Below are 14,548 nucleotides of genomic sequence, written 5' to 3'. Positions count from 1 at the left end.
GGAAGTTACAGCCGGATGGGATGGCCCAGCAGATAGGCGGCGGCAGCCATACGCTTTCCGCCCTGGGCCTGCAGCTCCTTGATCCGCAGCACCTTACCGTCTCCGCAGGCCATGTCAATTCCCTGCTTTCCCGCCGCCACAACGGTGCCGGGCGTGGCAGAGGTACGCTCTCCCGTCTCCTCCGCGGCGTAGATCTTCATGATCTCGCCGTTGATGGCGTCCGTGGAGGCGCAGGGCCACGGAATCAGGCCCCGGATCTGACAGTGGATGGCCCGGGCAGGCCGGGTCCAGTCAATGGGGGACATTTCCCGTCCCAGCATGGACGCATAGGTGTGCCGGCTCTCATCCTGGGGCGTCCGGACAGCCGTCCCGGCCTCCAGGTCCCGGACGGCGGCAGAAAGAACGTCGCCGCCCAGAGCGGCCAGACGCGCCGTCAGCGTGGGGGCGTCATTGTCCTCCACCGGCAGCTGCTCCATCCGGATGACATCACCGGCGTCCAGCGCCTTTACCATATACATAACAGAGACGCCGGCCACGGGCTCGTCGTTGAGAATGGCCCAGTTGATGGGAGCGGCGCCCCGGTATTTGGGCAGCAGCGACGCGTGGACGTTGATGGCCCCATAGCGGGGATAATTCAGGATTTCCTCCGGCAGCAGCCTGCCGTACGCCGCCGTCACAATCAGCTCCGGAGCCAGCTGCTCCACCAGCGCCAGAGCCTCTCCCTCCCGCACGCTGACAGGCTGGTAAACCGGCAGGTTCCGGGACAGGGCATACTCCTTCACCGGGGAAAATGTCACCTTATTGCGGTTGCGGGGCTTGTCCGGCTGGGTGAACACACCGCAGATCTCATGGCCGTCGGCCACGAGACGCCGCAGGGATTCCACCGCGAATTCCGGCGTGCCCATGAACAAAATCTTCATTCCTCGCCCTCTTCCTCTTCCAGATAGGCCTGCAGCTCCTCGTCGCTGAGGAAGTGGTCAATGTGCTCCACATAGAGGTGACCGTCCAGATGCTCGATCTCGTGGCAGAAGGCGCGGGCCGTCAGGCCCTCTCCCTCCGCCTCAAACCAGTCGCCGTTCCGGTCCTGGGCACGGACCCGCACCACGTTGGGACGGGTAACGATGCCCCACTTGCCGGGAACGCTGAGGCAGCCCTCCAGGCCGGTCTGCTCGCCGCTCTGGGCGATGATCTCCGGGTTGATCAGCTCAATGAATTCGCCGGTCTCTTCATCCAGCACCAGGCAGACCCGGCGCAGGACGCCCACCTGAGGCGCGGCCAGGCCGGCGCCGCTGGCTTCCACCAGGGTGTCGTTCATATCGTCCAGCAGCTGGTGCAGCCGGGCGTTGAAGGCAGTGACAGGGCGGCAGACCTTCCGCAGGCACTCGTCTCCCTCGGTAACAATTGTTCTCAAAGCCATATTGTACATCCTCCTGAATGATTATTCCATCGTATTGCAGTCCGCAAACACGGACAGACCCCGGTGCTCCCGCCGGGCGGCAAAGGCCTTCAGCAGCCAGGACACCCGCTCCCGGGTAGCCCGGTCATTCTTTCCCACCAGAGTCACCCGGTAGCGGAACCGGTTGTTGACCTTGACCACCGGCGCGGGGGCCGGACCCAGCACCTCCGGCTGGCTCTCCCGCATCTCCGGGGCTGCCGCCAGGCGGCGCAGCTCCTCCTTGACCCATGCCGCCCCCTTCCACACCTGGCTCTCGTCGCCGCCGGTGACGGTGAAGGTGAATAGGTCCGCGAAGGGCGGGTAGCGGCGGATGCGGCGCATCCGGATCTCGCTGTCGTAAAACTGCCGGTAATCCTGCCGGGCGGCGGCACAAATCACCGTGTTGCCCGGCGTATAGGTCTGAATGACGGCCCGGCCGGTCTTTTCTCCCCGGCCCGCCCGGCCCACCACCTGGGTCAGCAGGCTGAAGGTCCGCTCGGCGGCCCGGTAGTTATCCACATACAAAGACAGGTCCGCCGACAGAACGCCCACCAGCGTCACCCGCTCAAAATCCAGTCCCTTGGCCACCATCTGGGTGCCCAGCAGGATGGGGATATTCTCCTTCTCAAATCGCCGCAGAATGGCGGCGTGGCCGCTGCCGGCGGTGTCCGCGTCCATCCGCAGCACCGGCGAGTCCGGAAACAGCTGGTGCAGCTCCTCCTCCACCTTCTGGGTGCCGACGCCCACGTGCTTCATCCGTCCGCCGCAGTTGGGGCAGACATCGGAAGCCCGCTCCGAGTGGCCGCAATAGTGACACATCAGCCGTCCGTTGGCGGAGTGGTAGGTCAGCGGTACACTGCACCGGGGGCACTCCGGCACGCCGCCGCACTCGCCGCACAGCAGCATCCGGCTGTTGCCCCGCCGGTTGAGGAACAGGATGCTCTGATCGCCCCGCTCCAGATTCCGCTCCAGCTCTGCCTTCAGGGTCTGGCTGACGGAACCGGCGTTCCCGTCCCGGATTTCCCGGCGCATATCGGCAATCATAACCTCCGGAAGTGCCTGTTCGTTATACCGCCGCTGCAGCTGCTGCAGCTGATAGATTCCCTCTTTGGCGCTGTAGGCGCTCTCAATGGCCGGGGTGGCGGAGCCCAGCACCAGCACAGCGCCGGAACGGGCGCAGCGGAACTTGGCCACATCCCGGGCATGATACCGGGGAGAATTCTCCGACTGGTAGCTGCCCTCCTGCTCCTCATCCAGAATCACCAGGCCCAGGTTGTTCAGCGGCGCGAACACGGCGGACCGCGTCCCCAGCACCACCCGCACCTCGCCCCGACGGATGCGCTTCCACTGGTCATACCGCTCCGACAGCCGCAGAGAGCTGTGGAGCATAACCACCTGATCGCCAAAATAGGAGGTGAATTTCCGCATCATCTGAGGCGTGAGGATGATCTCCGGCACCAGGACGATGGCGTTCCGGCCCTGGGCCAGCACCTCCTGCACCAGGCGGATATAGACCTGGGTCTTACCGCTGCCGGTGACACCGTACAGCAGGACCGCCGAAGCCTTTTCCTGACGGGTCAGGTCCGCAATGGCGTCAAAGGACCGCTGCTGCTCGTCATTCAGCAAAATGGGCGGGCCCGGCTCCACCGCTTCCGCGGCGGTCAGCCGCAGCTCCTCCACCTCGGAAAAGGTGACAAACCCCGCCTTTTCCAGGACCCGGAGGGTCTGACCGGAAGCGCCGGTGTAATAGCACAGATCGCTGGCGGCGGCGCTGCCGGAAACCGCCAGCAGCCGCAGTACCTCGCTGCGCAGCGGCGCGGACCGGCGTTTCCGCTCCGCCTCCGCCATGGCGTCCTCAGCGCTGACAGCCAGGTGCACCATGCGTTTCATTTTATCGCTGATCTTCCGGAGGGCCTCCGTCTCCGATGTCAGGATTCCCTTTCTGCACAGGGCACGCAGGGTCTCCTCCACGCCGTCACCGCAGGCCTCCTTCAGCGCCGCCAGCTCTCCCCTGCCGCCGTTGGCAAACAGAAAGTCCAGTGGGCCGGCAGCGCCCTTGATCCGGCCGGAGCGCTGCTCCGCCGTCTCCCGGTCCAGGCCATCCGCCACCTGCCAGAATTCCCGGAACTGATACCACAGCCCGGCCGGCAGAATGGTCCGCACCGCCTCGTACAGCGTGCAGAAGTACCGCTGGCGCAGAAACAGCGCCAGGGCAATGCCCTCGCTGTCCAGCACCGGTTCCCGGTCCAGCACATCGCCAATGGTTTTCAGCTCCGGCGTCTTCGGGCCGGTTTCCGTACTCAGAACGATTCCCTCCGAGCTGCGGTTACCACGCCCGAAGGGAACAGTGACTCGGACGCCGGGGCAGACCTGATTCTGCAGCAGCTCCGGGATCAGATAATCATAGGGTTTGTCAATGGAATAGGGCGCGGCAGCCACCGCTATTTTTGCAATCGCGGCGCTCTCCATTCCGCATCCCTCCCCGTTCTCACACGTTGCCGCGGCTCTCCTCAATGGTCAGATCCATGCCGGAGGCGTCAATCTTACCCAGCGCCACCTCGTCAATAGCCAGGGTAACCGGCTTCTCCTCCAGCTTGGTGAAGTTCTCCTCGGCGTCCTCCGCGATCTGGCGGGCGCGGCGGGCCACCACGTTCACCAGCATGTAGCGGTTGGGAACACGGGCGGTCAGTTTGTTCATGGCGGGATAGATCATTCCCTTTTTCTCGGTTGCAATACTGGACATTGTGTATACCTTCCATTCTGCCGGAAATCCGGCGAAAATTGATTGAATTTACTGCTGGCTGATGATTTCCATCCGCTCCTGGGGCTTGCAGTGCTCCGCCGTCATGATGGCATCCAGCTCATTCACCGCGTTCTCCACGGTGTCATTGATGACAAAATAGTCATAGGTGTGGGCGGTCTGGAACTCCACCTTGGCCCGCAGAAGGCGCTTTTGCACCTTGTCGGGATCGTCGGTGCCCCGCTCGGTGAGCCGGCGCTCCAGCTCCTCCCAGGAGGGCGGGGCGATGAAGATGCGCACGGTGTCCGGCCGCTTGCTGCACACCTGGATGGCGCCCTGGACCTCAATGTCCAGAATCACATCCTTGCCCTCCTCCATGGCGGCGTCCACAAACTTTTTGGGCGTGCCGTAGAAGTTGCCCACGTACTCCGCGTACTCCAGGAACTCGTCCCGGGCAATCCAGCTGCGGAACGTGTCCACATCCAGGAAATGATAGTGCACGCCGTCCGTCTCTCCGTCGCGGGGAGCGCGGGTGGTAGCGGAAACGGAGAAATACACGTTTTTCCGCCGCTCCAGCAGGCTTTTGAGCACGGTGCTCTTGCCCACTCCGGAAGGTCCGGAGATGATAAAAGTCTTTCCCTTCTGCATGTCAGGTATCCTCCTCCGGGGTATTTTCCACCTGCAGCCTGCCGGCCAGCTTTTCCGGAGGCAGAGCCGACAGAATCACATGATCACTGTCCATAATGCAGATGGCAGCCGTTTTGCGGCCGTAGGTAGCGTCGATCAGCATGCCCCTCTCCCGGGACTCCTGCACCAGACGCTTGATGGGCGCCGAATCCGGGCTGACAACCGCCAGCAGCCGGTCCGCCGACACCATATTTCCGAATCCGATATTGATGAGCTTCATGGCCGGCGCCTCACTCGATGTTCTGCACCTGCTCGCGGATCTTCTCCACTTCCGCCTTCAGGTCCACCACCACCCGGGCAATGGCCACATCGTTGCACTTGGAGCCGATGGTGTTGGACTCCCGGTTGACCTCCTGGATCAAAAAGTCCATCTTCCGGCCAATGGGCTCGGCGGCCTCCAGCATGGTCCGCAGCTGAGAGACGTGGCTCCGCAGCCGCACCGTCTCCTCGTCCACGGCGATCTTGTCGGCGTAGATGGCGGCCTCCGTCAGGATGCGCTGCTCGTCAATGGTGGTGCTCTGCAGCACCTCCTGCATCCGGGCGGTGAGCTTCTGGCGGTACTCCGCCACCGTCTCCGGGGAGCGGCGCTCCACCTCGCCGGTGAGGGTCTCAATGGTGGTCAGCCGGCCGCCGATATCGGCAGCCAGTTTCCCGCCCTCCACGGAGCGCATCTGGTTATAAGCCTCCAGGGCCTGCTCCAGCACGGCGCACAGGTCGGCGCTGACCGTCTCCAGATCCTCGTCCTCCTTGGTGACAGTCAGCACGTCCGGGAAACGGGACAGCTGCTCCGGCAGCACCTTCGCCTCCGTGCCGCAGACGGCAGCCAGCTCCTGCAGGGCAGCCACATAGCCGGCGGCCAGTTCCCGGTTCACCGAAACCTTGGCCACGTCAGCGGCGGAAGCGTCCACCGTGATGAAAACATCCACCTTACCCCGGGAAACCGCCTTCTGCACACAGCTTTTCACCGCGTCTTCCGCGAACGCATACATCCGGGGCATCTTCACGGTACAGTCCAGATACCGGTTGTTGACGGACCGCACCTCCACCGTAATATCCCGCTTGTTCCGCATCTCGCGGGCCCGGCCGTAGCCGGTCATACTCTTGATCAAGCTTCTTCCTCCCTTATCTTCCCCGCCGGGCCGCACAGCTCCGGCAGGTCACTCACACAATTCTCAGCAGCACAGCGGCAGCATGCAGCAGTACAGCGGCAGACACATGCTGTTGGCGGCGCAGATTTCCGTACCGAAGGGGCTCCCACTGGGATGATAGGAGCCGGCGGCGCCGTTTTCCATATAGTTCAGTGCCTGGCGGTACTCGGCGTTGTCAGGCTCCATCTGGCACGCCGTCTCGTAGTAGCGCCTGGCCTCGTCCATCCAGCCCCGGCGGTAGCAGATGGCGCCCCGCAGGAAGTTCCACTCGGCGTTGTGGTCCGAATAATTGGCCAGCAGCGCCTCCGCCCGGGTCAGATCACCGGAATTGATGGCGAGGCGTACCTGCTGCAGCACGGAGCTGCTGCTGTAGCTGCCGTAGCCACCGCTGTAGCCGCCCTGATAGGAGCTGCCGCGGCTGCCGCCGTAATAGCTGCCGGAGCTTCCGCTTCCGGCATAACCCCCCCGGCCGCTGCGCCGCTTGTTGATTTCCTCATAGGCGGCATTGATCTCTTTCATCTTCTCCTGGGCAAGGTCTGCCAGCGGATTGTCATGGTAGTTGTCCGGATGGTACTTGCGCGCCAGATTCAGATAGGCCTTTTTGACCTCCGCGTCGGTGGCTGTCTCGGGAACTCCTAAGATCTGATAGGGATCATTCATGTGACTTCCTCACATTCTTGCGTTTCTTTCTATACTGTCCGCGAAGGCTGGCTCGGAACGTCCCGTTCAGAACCGCAGCGCCCACGGAGAATAAACCGGTATACAGTGTGCTTTCCAGAATCTTCTGCCAGCGGCCGAAATCCCACAGTTCAAAAGCCGTGGCCATCATATGCACCGAGTGGTCCAGCGTCAGGGCGAAGGCATGGCGGCTCTCCGCCGTCCATGTTCCGTCTGTCAGGCCGTACCGCAGTGCCACCGGGTTGTAATCGCCGGATCTGGCGTCCTTTTTCAGGTCATCCGCCGCATCCACCAGATAGATCCAGCGGCCCAGATGATACAGGATCTGCTCCAGCACCCGCCGGCGGATGGGGTCCTCCACCTCTTTGGCGGCGCCGCCCAGCAGCGCTGCGAAGGCGTCCGCCGCCCGGTCCATGGACGGGCACTGCTCCGCCTCCAGCGCGGACAGCTGCCGCAGCTGCTCCCGGGTGCCGGCGTCGAAGTCAGGCCGCAGCGCCGCCGCCTTGCGGTAGGCGCCCCGCAGCAGCCGGGAGAGAAACCGGTACTGCAGCCCCTTCCAGAAGCCGTGGTCGGCAACGCCGTCCCGCAGCTGCCAGTAGGCCAGAATCACACTCTCATCCGCCGCCAGCTCCAGCGCCGGGTCCGGCTGCTGATAGTGCCGCTTTCTGCAGGGGTGTACCACACAGCGGGCGCATCCCCGGTCCGGCTCCTGTCCGTCCGAAAAAAGGATGGCCAGAAAGGTAAAATCGTAATTCAGGATAAACCGCGTCCGGAATCCGAACCGCCGGCCCAGCGTGTGGCAAAGGCCACAGTAGGCTTCCCGGAACCGCTCCTGTTCCTCCTCCGGAAGCACGCCCAGAGGCGGGCAAACATAACCGAACACCGCAGCTCTCAGAACAGCCGGACGATGGTGAACTCCAGTCCCCCCTGCCGCCGGACACGGCGGTCATAGAGGATAGCCGGAATGATGCCGACGAAGAAGGCCACCGCCGCTGCCGCGTAGCGCATCCCCTCCGAGGGGAGGAACCAGGTCAGCAGATACCCCAGCAGGAACAGCACCACCGGCGTCAGGTAAACCAGGCTGATGATGCCCAGCATATTCTTCGTGTCGCTCTCCACGACCACCTTCTGCCCGGGCCGGGCGCCGACCGCGTTTTTGGCTTTGGCCTTCACCGCCGCCCCGTTGACGCCGCAGCCGGCGCACTCCTCGCAGTCATGGCCGCAGGCAGTTTTACGGGGCACGGAAATCACCGCGTGGTCCGCGTCCAGAATTTTTTCAACCGTTGCGATTTGCGTCATGATAAGCTCCCGTTACTGTTCTTGATTGGAATTGTCCTCTTCTCCGCCGGTCTCCGGCTCCTCCGGCTCCTCGGGCACCACCGGGTCACTGATGTTGATGCGGATTTGGTAAGACCCGATCACTCCGATGTCGCCGTCGGAATTCAGCCGGACCTCCGCCGGAACCGTGTAGCTTCCGCTGGCAGAGCTGACGTCCCGCAGGTCCGCCACAACGGTCACATCCTCCGGCGTCAGCGCGCCCACATCCACCGAGGTTCCCCGGAGGGTCACCTGAATCTGGTTGGTCAGGATGGAAATCTCTTTCCCCTCCGGCGGATTTTCATACGCAATCTGCCCGGTGGTCAGGGTATCCACCACCAGATCGTTGAACTCGATGATCATAGTGGCCCGGGAGATGCTGCTCAGATTCTCGCAGCCGTCCGGCAGCGGGATCTGGTAATAGAAAGTGGACTTGGAGCTGATGGAGGACAGGTCAAAGTCATCCAGCTTGATGGAGTTGATGTCCCGCAGCAGGGCGGCATCGCCGTAGACCTTGATGCTGGCGGGCTCAATCCGGTAGGTCACATTGTCCAGACTGGAGCCGGGAGACTCAATGAAGTTCACCTCCAGCGGCAGCTCCTTGATCACATACACCGGCAGCAGAACCTGAATCTGATCCGTCACCGGGTGGATGTTGGCGCCGCTGACCTCACGGCCCAGATCGTCATACAGCCGGTAATCCAGCGTCTCGGAGACCGTCTCCGTGGCGTTGTCGATCACCAGCGTCACCCTGGCGTAGCTGATATTCTCCACTTCGGACTGCTGGCCCCGGACCTCCAGGGTTCCCGGCTGGAACTGCAGCTCTCCGGCGATATAGCCGTCGGCCACCGCGCCCTGAATATCGCAGCGGATCTCCACGCTCTTGCGGTAAAGCTCGCCCACATTGGCGGAGATATTGAAGCTGCTGCGGTCCTTGGGCTTCATGCTGACCTTGCTGCTGTCAAAGCCGCTGGGATAGCGGGCCTTGACGGCGACGCTCTGCTGCCCTGCGGCGGTCACGTCAGTCAGGTCCACCTGCACCCGGATTTTGGAGGTATCCAGGGTCATCAGGGCCTTTTTGGTGCCGCTGATCTCCAGGCTGAAGGTGGACTCCGTGTCATCCAGCAGCATCAGACCCCGGTCCGCCAGCGTGGCCTCGCCCAGGAATTCCACCGGAATGTCCGCGGCGTTCACCGTGACCACATAGCCGCCGGCGTCATCCACAAATACCCAGATGCAGATCGCCACCAGCAGGGAGACCAGAATCCGGACAGCCTTTGTTCCATTGAAGTTCTCGTTATTCATCGTCACCGGCTCCGTCCTTTCTGGCACGCAGCCATCCAAACAGGTCAAACCGACGCTTGTCCGCCTCCTGGGACTCCCGCGGAAGCAGCTCGTTCCGCAGGAGATTTTCCAGAGTTTCCGGCATCAGGTGGCGCTTGAGCATTCCACCGGTGGCCACGGAAATGGAACCGGTCTCCTCCGACACAATGACCACCACCGCGTCGGAGTTCTCGCTCATGCCGATGCCGGCCCGGTGGCGCATGCCCAGGTCCCGGGAGAGGTTCACGTTTTTGCTCAGCGGCAGCATGCATCCGGCGCCCAGCACCCGGCCCTGCCGGATGATCACCGCGCCGTCATGCATGGGCGCCTTCACGAAGAAAATGTTTTTCAGCAGCTCATTGGACACGGCCGCGTCCAGCACGGTGCCGCTGCGGACCATATCATCCAGCTTCAGCTCCCGCTCGAAAACGATCAGGGCGCCGGTGCGGGTCTTGGACATCTCCGTGCAGGCCAGCACCGTCTGTCCGATGGCGTGGTCCAGGGCCGTCAGCGATTCTCTGGGGGAAAACAGGCCCATGATGTTGAATTTCCGGCTGCCCAGCTCCTCCAGAATCCGGCGGATCTCCGGCTGGAACAGAATGATGAGGGCCAGAACGCCCCAATTCACCAGCAGCCCCATGATATAGCTGATTCCGTGGAGCTGCAGAAGTGTGGATACCCACAGCGCCAGCAGGAATACGCCCAGTCCCTTGAAGAGGCTGGTGGCCCGGGAGTTCTTTCCCAGGGAAAGGATTTTGTAAACCACCGCGGCCATGATGATCATATCCAGATAATCCGTGATCCGGATCATCGACAAATATCTGCCGAAGTTTGTGAACCAGTTGAGAACCATGTCCTTCTCCCTTCCCCCAGTCATGAGTACTTTAGATTATATAGAATATGCGGAAGGATTTCAAGGTGGACACTGCCAAAATTCACGGTATATTCAAGATTTCCCCTGTAGGATGTCCGCAAGGGTTTCCAGAAACCGGAAAACCTCCACCTCGCTGTTCAGGGCGGAAAAGCTGACGCGCACCGTCCCGCTCTCAAGGGTTCCCGCGCTCTGATGGGCCAGCGGCGCGCAGTGCAGCCCCGCGCGCACGGCGATATCCCGCTGCGCCAGCGCCGCGCCCACGGCCATGGCGTCCATCCGGTCGCTGACAAAGGAGAGCACGCCCGTCTGGGCAAACAGATCCTCCCTCGCAAACACCCGGACGCCCGGCAGGCGCCGCAGTCCCGCGGCCGTCAGCGCCGCCAGCTGCCGCTCACCGCGGCAGATGCTCCGGACGCCCTGCCGCCGCACAAACCGGACGCCCTCCAGCAATCCGGCGATGCCGGGCATGTTGTGGGTGCCGGCTTCCAGCCGGTCCGGCAGGAAATCCGGCATCTCCTGCTGGCGGGAAAGGCTCCCCGTCCCCCCTTCCAGCAGCGGCTTCGGATTGGCGTCCGCGCCGCAGAGCAGGACGCCGGTGCCCTGCGGACCATACAGGCCCTTGTGGCCCGCCATGGCCATATAAGCCGCGCCCAGCGCGGTCATATCCAGCGGCAGAACCCCGGCGGACTGGGAGGCGTCGATGATCAGGGGGATGTGCCGGTCCCGGCACAGCGCGGCGATCTCCTCTATGGGCTGGGCAAAGCCGAACACATTGGACACATGGTTGCAGATCACCGCGTCCGCGCCGGACCGGGTAGCCTGGTCAAAGGCCTCCAGGGCCTGATCCGGCCGGAACAGCGGAGCGGAGGCCACAACGGCGCCGGCGCCGAGGGACGCCAGCGGGCGGGTTACGGCGTTGTGCTCATAGCCGGAGATCACGGCTTTCCCGCCCTCCGGAACCACGCTCTTGATGGCGATATTCAGGGCGTGGGTGGCGTTCATGGTGAACACCACCCGGTCCGGGCCTGCCGCGTGAAAGAGCTGCTGCAGCTCCGTCCGGCAGTCCAGGGCTGTTTCCGCCGCCGCCACGGCAGCGGCATATCCGCCTCTTCCCGGCGAACTGAGTTCCCGGAAGGCTCTGCCCGCCGCCTGCTCCACAGCGGCGGGCTTCTGGAAGGTGGTGGCGGCGCTGTCCAGATAGATCATGGCGCCACCTCCCGGTATCCCAGAGAATCGGAAGCATATATTCCCGCGGGACGCAGACCGGTCCCGTTGATCATCTGAATGGCCGCTGCCAGATCCTCCGCGGCGATGCGCACCGCATAGGTGCATCCGCTGTTGGCAGTCAGTTCCATGGGCGTACGGGAGATCGAAGCGCGGATTCCGGCTTTCCACAGGGCGCGTTCCATGAGCTGCGCCTGTGTCACCGACCGCACGATCAGCAAAATGGATTCCACAGACACTCCTCCTCTCTATCCAGCATACGCACGGGAAAGACAGGGGTGCCAAAAAGCGGACTGCCTGCGGCAGTCCGCTTTTGCTCAATTCGTCCGCTCCAGAAGGGCAACCGCCTGGGCCGACATGCCGGAGCCGTCGCCGGTGAAGCCCAGACGCTCCTCCGTGGTGGCTTTCACATTCACCTGCTCCGGGGCAATGCCCAGGCAGCGGGCGATGTTCTCCTCCATCCGGCTCTTATAGGGCGCGATCTTCGGCGCCTGGGCAATCAGCGTGGCGTCGATATTCACCACCGCATAGCCCCGCTCCCCCAACAGCGCTGCCACGTGGCGCAGCAGCTCCAGGCTGGAGATGCCCTTGTACCGGGGATCCGTGTCCGGGAACAGCCTGCCGATGTCGCCGCCCTTAGCGGCGCCCAGCAGGGCGTCCATCACCGCGTGGACCAGCACGTCGGCGTCGGAATGGCCGTCCAGCCCCTTTTCATAGGGGATGTCCACGCCGCCCAGAATCAGCCGGCGGCCCTCCGTCAGCCGGTGCACATCATATCCCTGTCCGATCCGCAGAGCCGTCATGCCCGCCCCCACCTTTCCCGCAGAATCGCCGCAGCCACCACCAGGTCCACCGGAGTGGTGATCTTCAAATTCTCCTCAGAGCCCTCCACCAGATAGACCACCTTCCCCAGCCGTTCCACGGCGGAGCAGTCGTCGGTAAGCTGGGCGCCGGCCTCCAGGGCGGACTGCAGCGCCGCTTTCAGCAGGCTGGCCTCAAACACCTGGGGCGTCTGAACCGCGGCCAGCGTGCTGCGGTCCAGCGTCTCCGCCACCGCGCCGTCCCGTACCACCTTCACCGTGTCCTTCAGGGGAACCGCGGGAGCAGCGGCGCTGCAGCGGGCGGCGGCTTCCACCACGGTGTCGATCAGCTCCGGCGTCACCAGCGGGCGGGCGCCGTCCTGCACCGCCAGAAGCTGCGTGCGGGGGTCCGCCTCCAGCGCGGCACACAGCACCGAGGCCTCCCGGTTCTCCCCGCCCCGGACTACCTTCACCGGCTTTCCGATGCCGTAGGTGCGGCACAGTTGGGAAAAAGGCACGATGTCCTCCTCCCGGGCGGCGATGACGATGGCGTCCACGCTCCGGGCCTGGTCCAGTGCCTGCAGCGTCCGAGCCAGCACCGGAATGCCCTCCAGCGGCAGCATCAGCTTGCTGACGCCGCCGCCCATGCGGGTGGAGCTGCCGGCCGCAGCCACCAGCGCGGTGCAGAAGGGGCGCTTTGCGTCCCGAAACCGTTTGAAAAAGCCCATAACAACCTCCGCTCAGGCAGATTTTGAAGCATCGATTTTATTATACCGTCCGGCGCTGCCATTGACAAGCGTTTTCCGGGCCGAAAAAGGCGGACGGCAAAGCTGCCGTCCGCCCGGTGAAAATCACTTGTTGCTTCTGCGCCAGATGCCCATCTTCTCCGCGTCCTTGATGAGCTGCTCCCGGAAGTCGGGGTGCGCCAGGGAGATGGCCGCCTCCGCCCGCTGCCAGGTGCTCAGGCCCTTCATGTTCACCATGCCGTACTCGGTGACGATGTAGTGGGTGCAGCTGCGGGGATCGGTGGCGATAGAGCCGGGGGTCAGGGTGGGCACAATGCGGCTCTTGACGTTGCCCTGCTTGTCCGTCATGGTGGAGGACATGCAGATGAAGCTCTTGCCGCCCTTGGACAGATACGCGCCCATGGCGAAGTCCAGCTGGCCGCCGGTGCCGGAGATATGCTTGGTGCCGGCGGACTCGGCGTTCACCTGGCCGAACAGGTCCATATCGATGGCGTTGTTGATGGAGATGAAGTTGTCAATCTGGGCCATGACCCGCACGTCGTTGGTGTAGTCCACCGGCGCGGCCATCACGTCCGGGTTCCGGTCCACATAGTCATACAGCTCCTTGCTGCCGGCAGCGAAGGCAAACACCTGACGGCCCTTGTCCAGCGCCTTGCAGCGGCCGGTGATCTTGCCGGCCTTCGCCATGGCCACGAACGCGTCCACGTACATCTCCGTATGGACGGACAGGTCCTTCAGATCGGACTGGGCGATCATGGCGCCGATGGTGTTGGGCATACCGCCGATGCCCAGCTGCAGGCAGGCGCCGTTGGGAATCTGGGGAACCACCAGGTTGGCCACGGCCACGTCCACATCCGTGGGGGCAGCGCCGCCGCCCAGCTGGGCCACGTCGGGGTTCTGGCCCTCCACCACCATATCCACGTCGGCGATGTTCACCTCGGTGCCGGTGAGGCCGTTGACCCAGGGCATCTTCTCGTTGACTTCCACGATGACGCACTTGGCGCGGGCGATGATATCAGCGATGTGAGAGCAGCCCAGGCCGAAGTTGAAGTTGCCGTGGACGTCCATGGGGGTGGTCTGCAGCATCACCACATCCACGGGGTCCAGATGCTCCCGGTAGAAGCGGGGCAGTTCGGAATAGCGCATGGGGCTGAAATAGCCCATGCCCTTGGCAATGATCTTCCGGTCAATGCCGCTGCAGTGCCAGGAATGCCAGGCAAAGTGGTCGCCGGCGTCCTCCGCCTTGGCAATCTCCGGCATCCACATGGTCACGCCGCCCCGGACCTTCACGTCATGCAGCTCGTCCTTCCGGGCCGCCAGAGCCTTGTCCAGCTCGATGGGATGGTTGGTGCACCAGGTGTAATCCACCCAGTCGCCGCTCTTGACAACCTTGACGGCTTCCGCCGCAGTAGTCAGTTTCTGCTGATACTGTTCCTGATAGGTCATTCTATATCTCCTCCTGATTCAATTCGCTCTTTCGCTTGAGGCAGATTGTATTTTCATACTTTGCGATTATAACACAGCAAATCGTGCAATGCAATCCAATATGTGAAATAAATCACGATTTCCCGAAAAA

Annotated in this window: 17 protein-coding genes; all 17 read right to left on the bottom strand. The window is 63.2% G+C overall.

Annotated elements, in window-relative coordinates:
* Positions 1–5 precede the first annotated feature (5 nt).
* Positions 6–920, bottom strand: a complete 915-nt coding sequence (gene fmt / locus SOX55_RS08465) for a methionyl-tRNA formyltransferase (RefSeq protein ID WP_325287004.1) — start codon at positions 918–920, stop codon at positions 6–8.
* On the bottom strand, positions 917–1,417 hold the full coding sequence (def, locus tag SOX55_RS08460; protein WP_325287003.1) for a peptide deformylase: 501 nt from the start codon (positions 1,415–1,417) through the stop codon (positions 917–919). Before def ends, fmt begins: the two co-directional genes overlap by 4 nt.
* 21 nt (positions 1,418–1,438) lie before the next feature.
* Positions 1,439–3,904 (bottom strand): replication restart helicase PriA, encoded by a 2,466-nt coding sequence (priA, locus tag SOX55_RS08455; RefSeq protein WP_325287002.1) that lies wholly within the window; start codon positions 3,902–3,904, stop codon positions 1,439–1,441.
* A 19-nt stretch (positions 3,905–3,923) separates the two neighbouring features.
* Positions 3,924–4,178 (bottom strand): DNA-directed RNA polymerase subunit omega, encoded by a 255-nt coding sequence (gene rpoZ / locus SOX55_RS08450; RefSeq protein ID WP_325287001.1) that lies wholly within the window; start codon positions 4,176–4,178, stop codon positions 3,924–3,926.
* A gap of 48 nt (positions 4,179–4,226) precedes the next feature.
* Positions 4,227–4,823, bottom strand: coding sequence for a guanylate kinase (gene gmk / locus SOX55_RS08445; protein WP_325287000.1), 597 nt, complete (start codon positions 4,821–4,823; stop codon positions 4,227–4,229).
* A 1-nt stretch (position 4,824) separates the two neighbouring features.
* Positions 4,825–5,082 (bottom strand): DUF370 domain-containing protein, encoded by a 258-nt coding sequence (locus SOX55_RS08440; protein WP_325286999.1) that lies wholly within the window; start codon positions 5,080–5,082, stop codon positions 4,825–4,827.
* A 10-nt stretch (positions 5,083–5,092) separates the two neighbouring features.
* A complete protein-coding gene (locus SOX55_RS08435; protein ID WP_325286998.1) occupies positions 5,093–5,971 on the bottom strand; it encodes a YicC/YloC family endoribonuclease in 879 nt (292 codons plus the stop codon).
* Between the two features lie 63 nt (positions 5,972–6,034).
* On the bottom strand, positions 6,035–6,670 hold the full coding sequence (locus SOX55_RS08430) for a J domain-containing protein (protein WP_325286997.1): 636 nt from the start codon (positions 6,668–6,670) through the stop codon (positions 6,035–6,037).
* Positions 6,663–7,571 (bottom strand): DUF5685 family protein, encoded by a 909-nt coding sequence (locus SOX55_RS08425; RefSeq protein ID WP_325286996.1) that lies wholly within the window; start codon positions 7,569–7,571, stop codon positions 6,663–6,665. Before SOX55_RS08425 ends, SOX55_RS08430 begins: the two co-directional genes overlap by 8 nt.
* A gap of 8 nt (positions 7,572–7,579) precedes the next feature.
* Positions 7,580–7,987, bottom strand: coding sequence for a SoxR reducing system RseC family protein (locus SOX55_RS08420; protein ID WP_325286995.1), 408 nt, complete (start codon positions 7,985–7,987; stop codon positions 7,580–7,582).
* Positions 7,988–7,999: 12 nt separating this feature from the next.
* Positions 8,000–9,310, bottom strand: coding sequence for a CdaR family protein (locus SOX55_RS08415; RefSeq protein ID WP_325286994.1), 1,311 nt, complete (start codon positions 9,308–9,310; stop codon positions 8,000–8,002).
* A complete protein-coding gene (cdaA, locus tag SOX55_RS08410; RefSeq protein WP_325286993.1) occupies positions 9,303–10,139 on the bottom strand; it encodes a diadenylate cyclase CdaA in 837 nt (278 codons plus the stop codon). The genes SOX55_RS08415 and cdaA overlap by 8 nt, the downstream gene beginning before the upstream one ends.
* Positions 10,140–10,274: 135 nt before the next feature.
* Positions 10,275–11,408 carry an aminotransferase class V-fold PLP-dependent enzyme gene (locus tag SOX55_RS08405; RefSeq protein ID WP_325286992.1) on the bottom strand — a complete coding sequence of 378 codons (1,134 nt, stop codon included), beginning with the start codon at positions 11,406–11,408 and terminating at the stop codon, positions 10,275–10,277.
* On the bottom strand, positions 11,405–11,659 hold the full coding sequence (locus tag SOX55_RS08400; RefSeq protein ID WP_325286991.1) for a DUF3343 domain-containing protein: 255 nt from the start codon (positions 11,657–11,659) through the stop codon (positions 11,405–11,407). Before SOX55_RS08400 ends, SOX55_RS08405 begins: the two co-directional genes overlap by 4 nt.
* An 84-nt stretch (positions 11,660–11,743) precedes the next feature.
* Positions 11,744–12,229, bottom strand: a complete 486-nt coding sequence (gene ispF, locus SOX55_RS08395; protein ID WP_325286990.1) for a 2-C-methyl-D-erythritol 2,4-cyclodiphosphate synthase — start codon at positions 12,227–12,229, stop codon at positions 11,744–11,746.
* Positions 12,226–12,954: a 2-C-methyl-D-erythritol 4-phosphate cytidylyltransferase gene (gene ispD, locus SOX55_RS08390; protein WP_325286989.1), complete on the bottom strand. Its 729-nt coding sequence runs from the start codon at positions 12,952–12,954 to the stop codon at positions 12,226–12,228. The genes ispF and ispD overlap by 4 nt, the downstream gene beginning before the upstream one ends.
* 123 nt (positions 12,955–13,077) lie before the next feature.
* Positions 13,078–14,418, bottom strand: a complete 1,341-nt coding sequence (locus tag SOX55_RS08385; RefSeq protein WP_325286988.1) for a butyryl-CoA:acetate CoA-transferase — start codon at positions 14,416–14,418, stop codon at positions 13,078–13,080.
* Between the last annotated feature and the right edge of the window lie 130 nt (positions 14,419–14,548).

This window comes from Dysosmobacter sp., assembly GCF_034093755.1.
Taxonomy (GTDB): Bacteria; Bacillota; Clostridia; order Oscillospirales; family Oscillospiraceae; genus Oscillibacter.
The sequence above is the reverse complement of the archived record's forward strand: the minus strand, read 5'-3'. Positions and strand labels throughout refer to the sequence as shown.

Coding starts and splice junctions, on each gene's coding strand:
- SOX55_RS08420 (WP_325286995.1), bottom strand. CDS start 7,987: ATGACGCAAATCGCAACGGTTGAAAAAATTCTGGACGCGGACCACGCG.
- cdaA (WP_325286993.1), bottom strand. CDS start 10,139: ATGATCCGGATCACGGATTATCTGGATATGATCATCATGGCCGCGGTG.
- fmt (WP_325287004.1), bottom strand. CDS start 920: ATGAAGATTTTGTTCATGGGCACGCCGGAATTCGCGGTGGAATCCCTG.
- SOX55_RS08430 (WP_325286997.1), bottom strand. CDS start 6,670: ATGAATGATCCCTATCAGATCTTAGGAGTTCCCGAGACAGCCACCGAC.
- ispF (WP_325286990.1), bottom strand. CDS start 12,229: ATGACGGCTCTGCGGATCGGACAGGGATATGATGTGCACCGGCTGACG.
- ispD (WP_325286989.1), bottom strand. CDS start 12,954: ATGGGCTTTTTCAAACGGTTTCGGGACGCAAAGCGCCCCTTCTGCACC.
- SOX55_RS08440 (WP_325286999.1), bottom strand. CDS start 5,082: ATGAAGCTCATCAATATCGGATTCGGAAATATGGTGTCGGCGGACCGG.
- SOX55_RS08415 (WP_325286994.1), bottom strand. CDS start 9,310: ATGAATAACGAGAACTTCAATGGAACAAAGGCTGTCCGGATTCTGGTC.
- def (WP_325287003.1), bottom strand. CDS start 1,417: ATGGCTTTGAGAACAATTGTTACCGAGGGAGACGAGTGCCTGCGGAAG.
- SOX55_RS08385 (WP_325286988.1), bottom strand. CDS start 14,418: ATGACCTATCAGGAACAGTATCAGCAGAAACTGACTACTGCGGCGGAA.
- gmk (WP_325287000.1), bottom strand. CDS start 4,823: ATGCAGAAGGGAAAGACTTTTATCATCTCCGGACCTTCCGGAGTGGGC.
- priA (WP_325287002.1), bottom strand. CDS start 3,904: ATGGAGAGCGCCGCGATTGCAAAAATAGCGGTGGCTGCCGCGCCCTAT.
- SOX55_RS08405 (WP_325286992.1), bottom strand. CDS start 11,408: ATGATCTATCTGGACAGCGCCGCCACCACCTTCCAGAAGCCCGCCGCT.
- rpoZ (WP_325287001.1), bottom strand. CDS start 4,178: ATGTCCAGTATTGCAACCGAGAAAAAGGGAATGATCTATCCCGCCATG.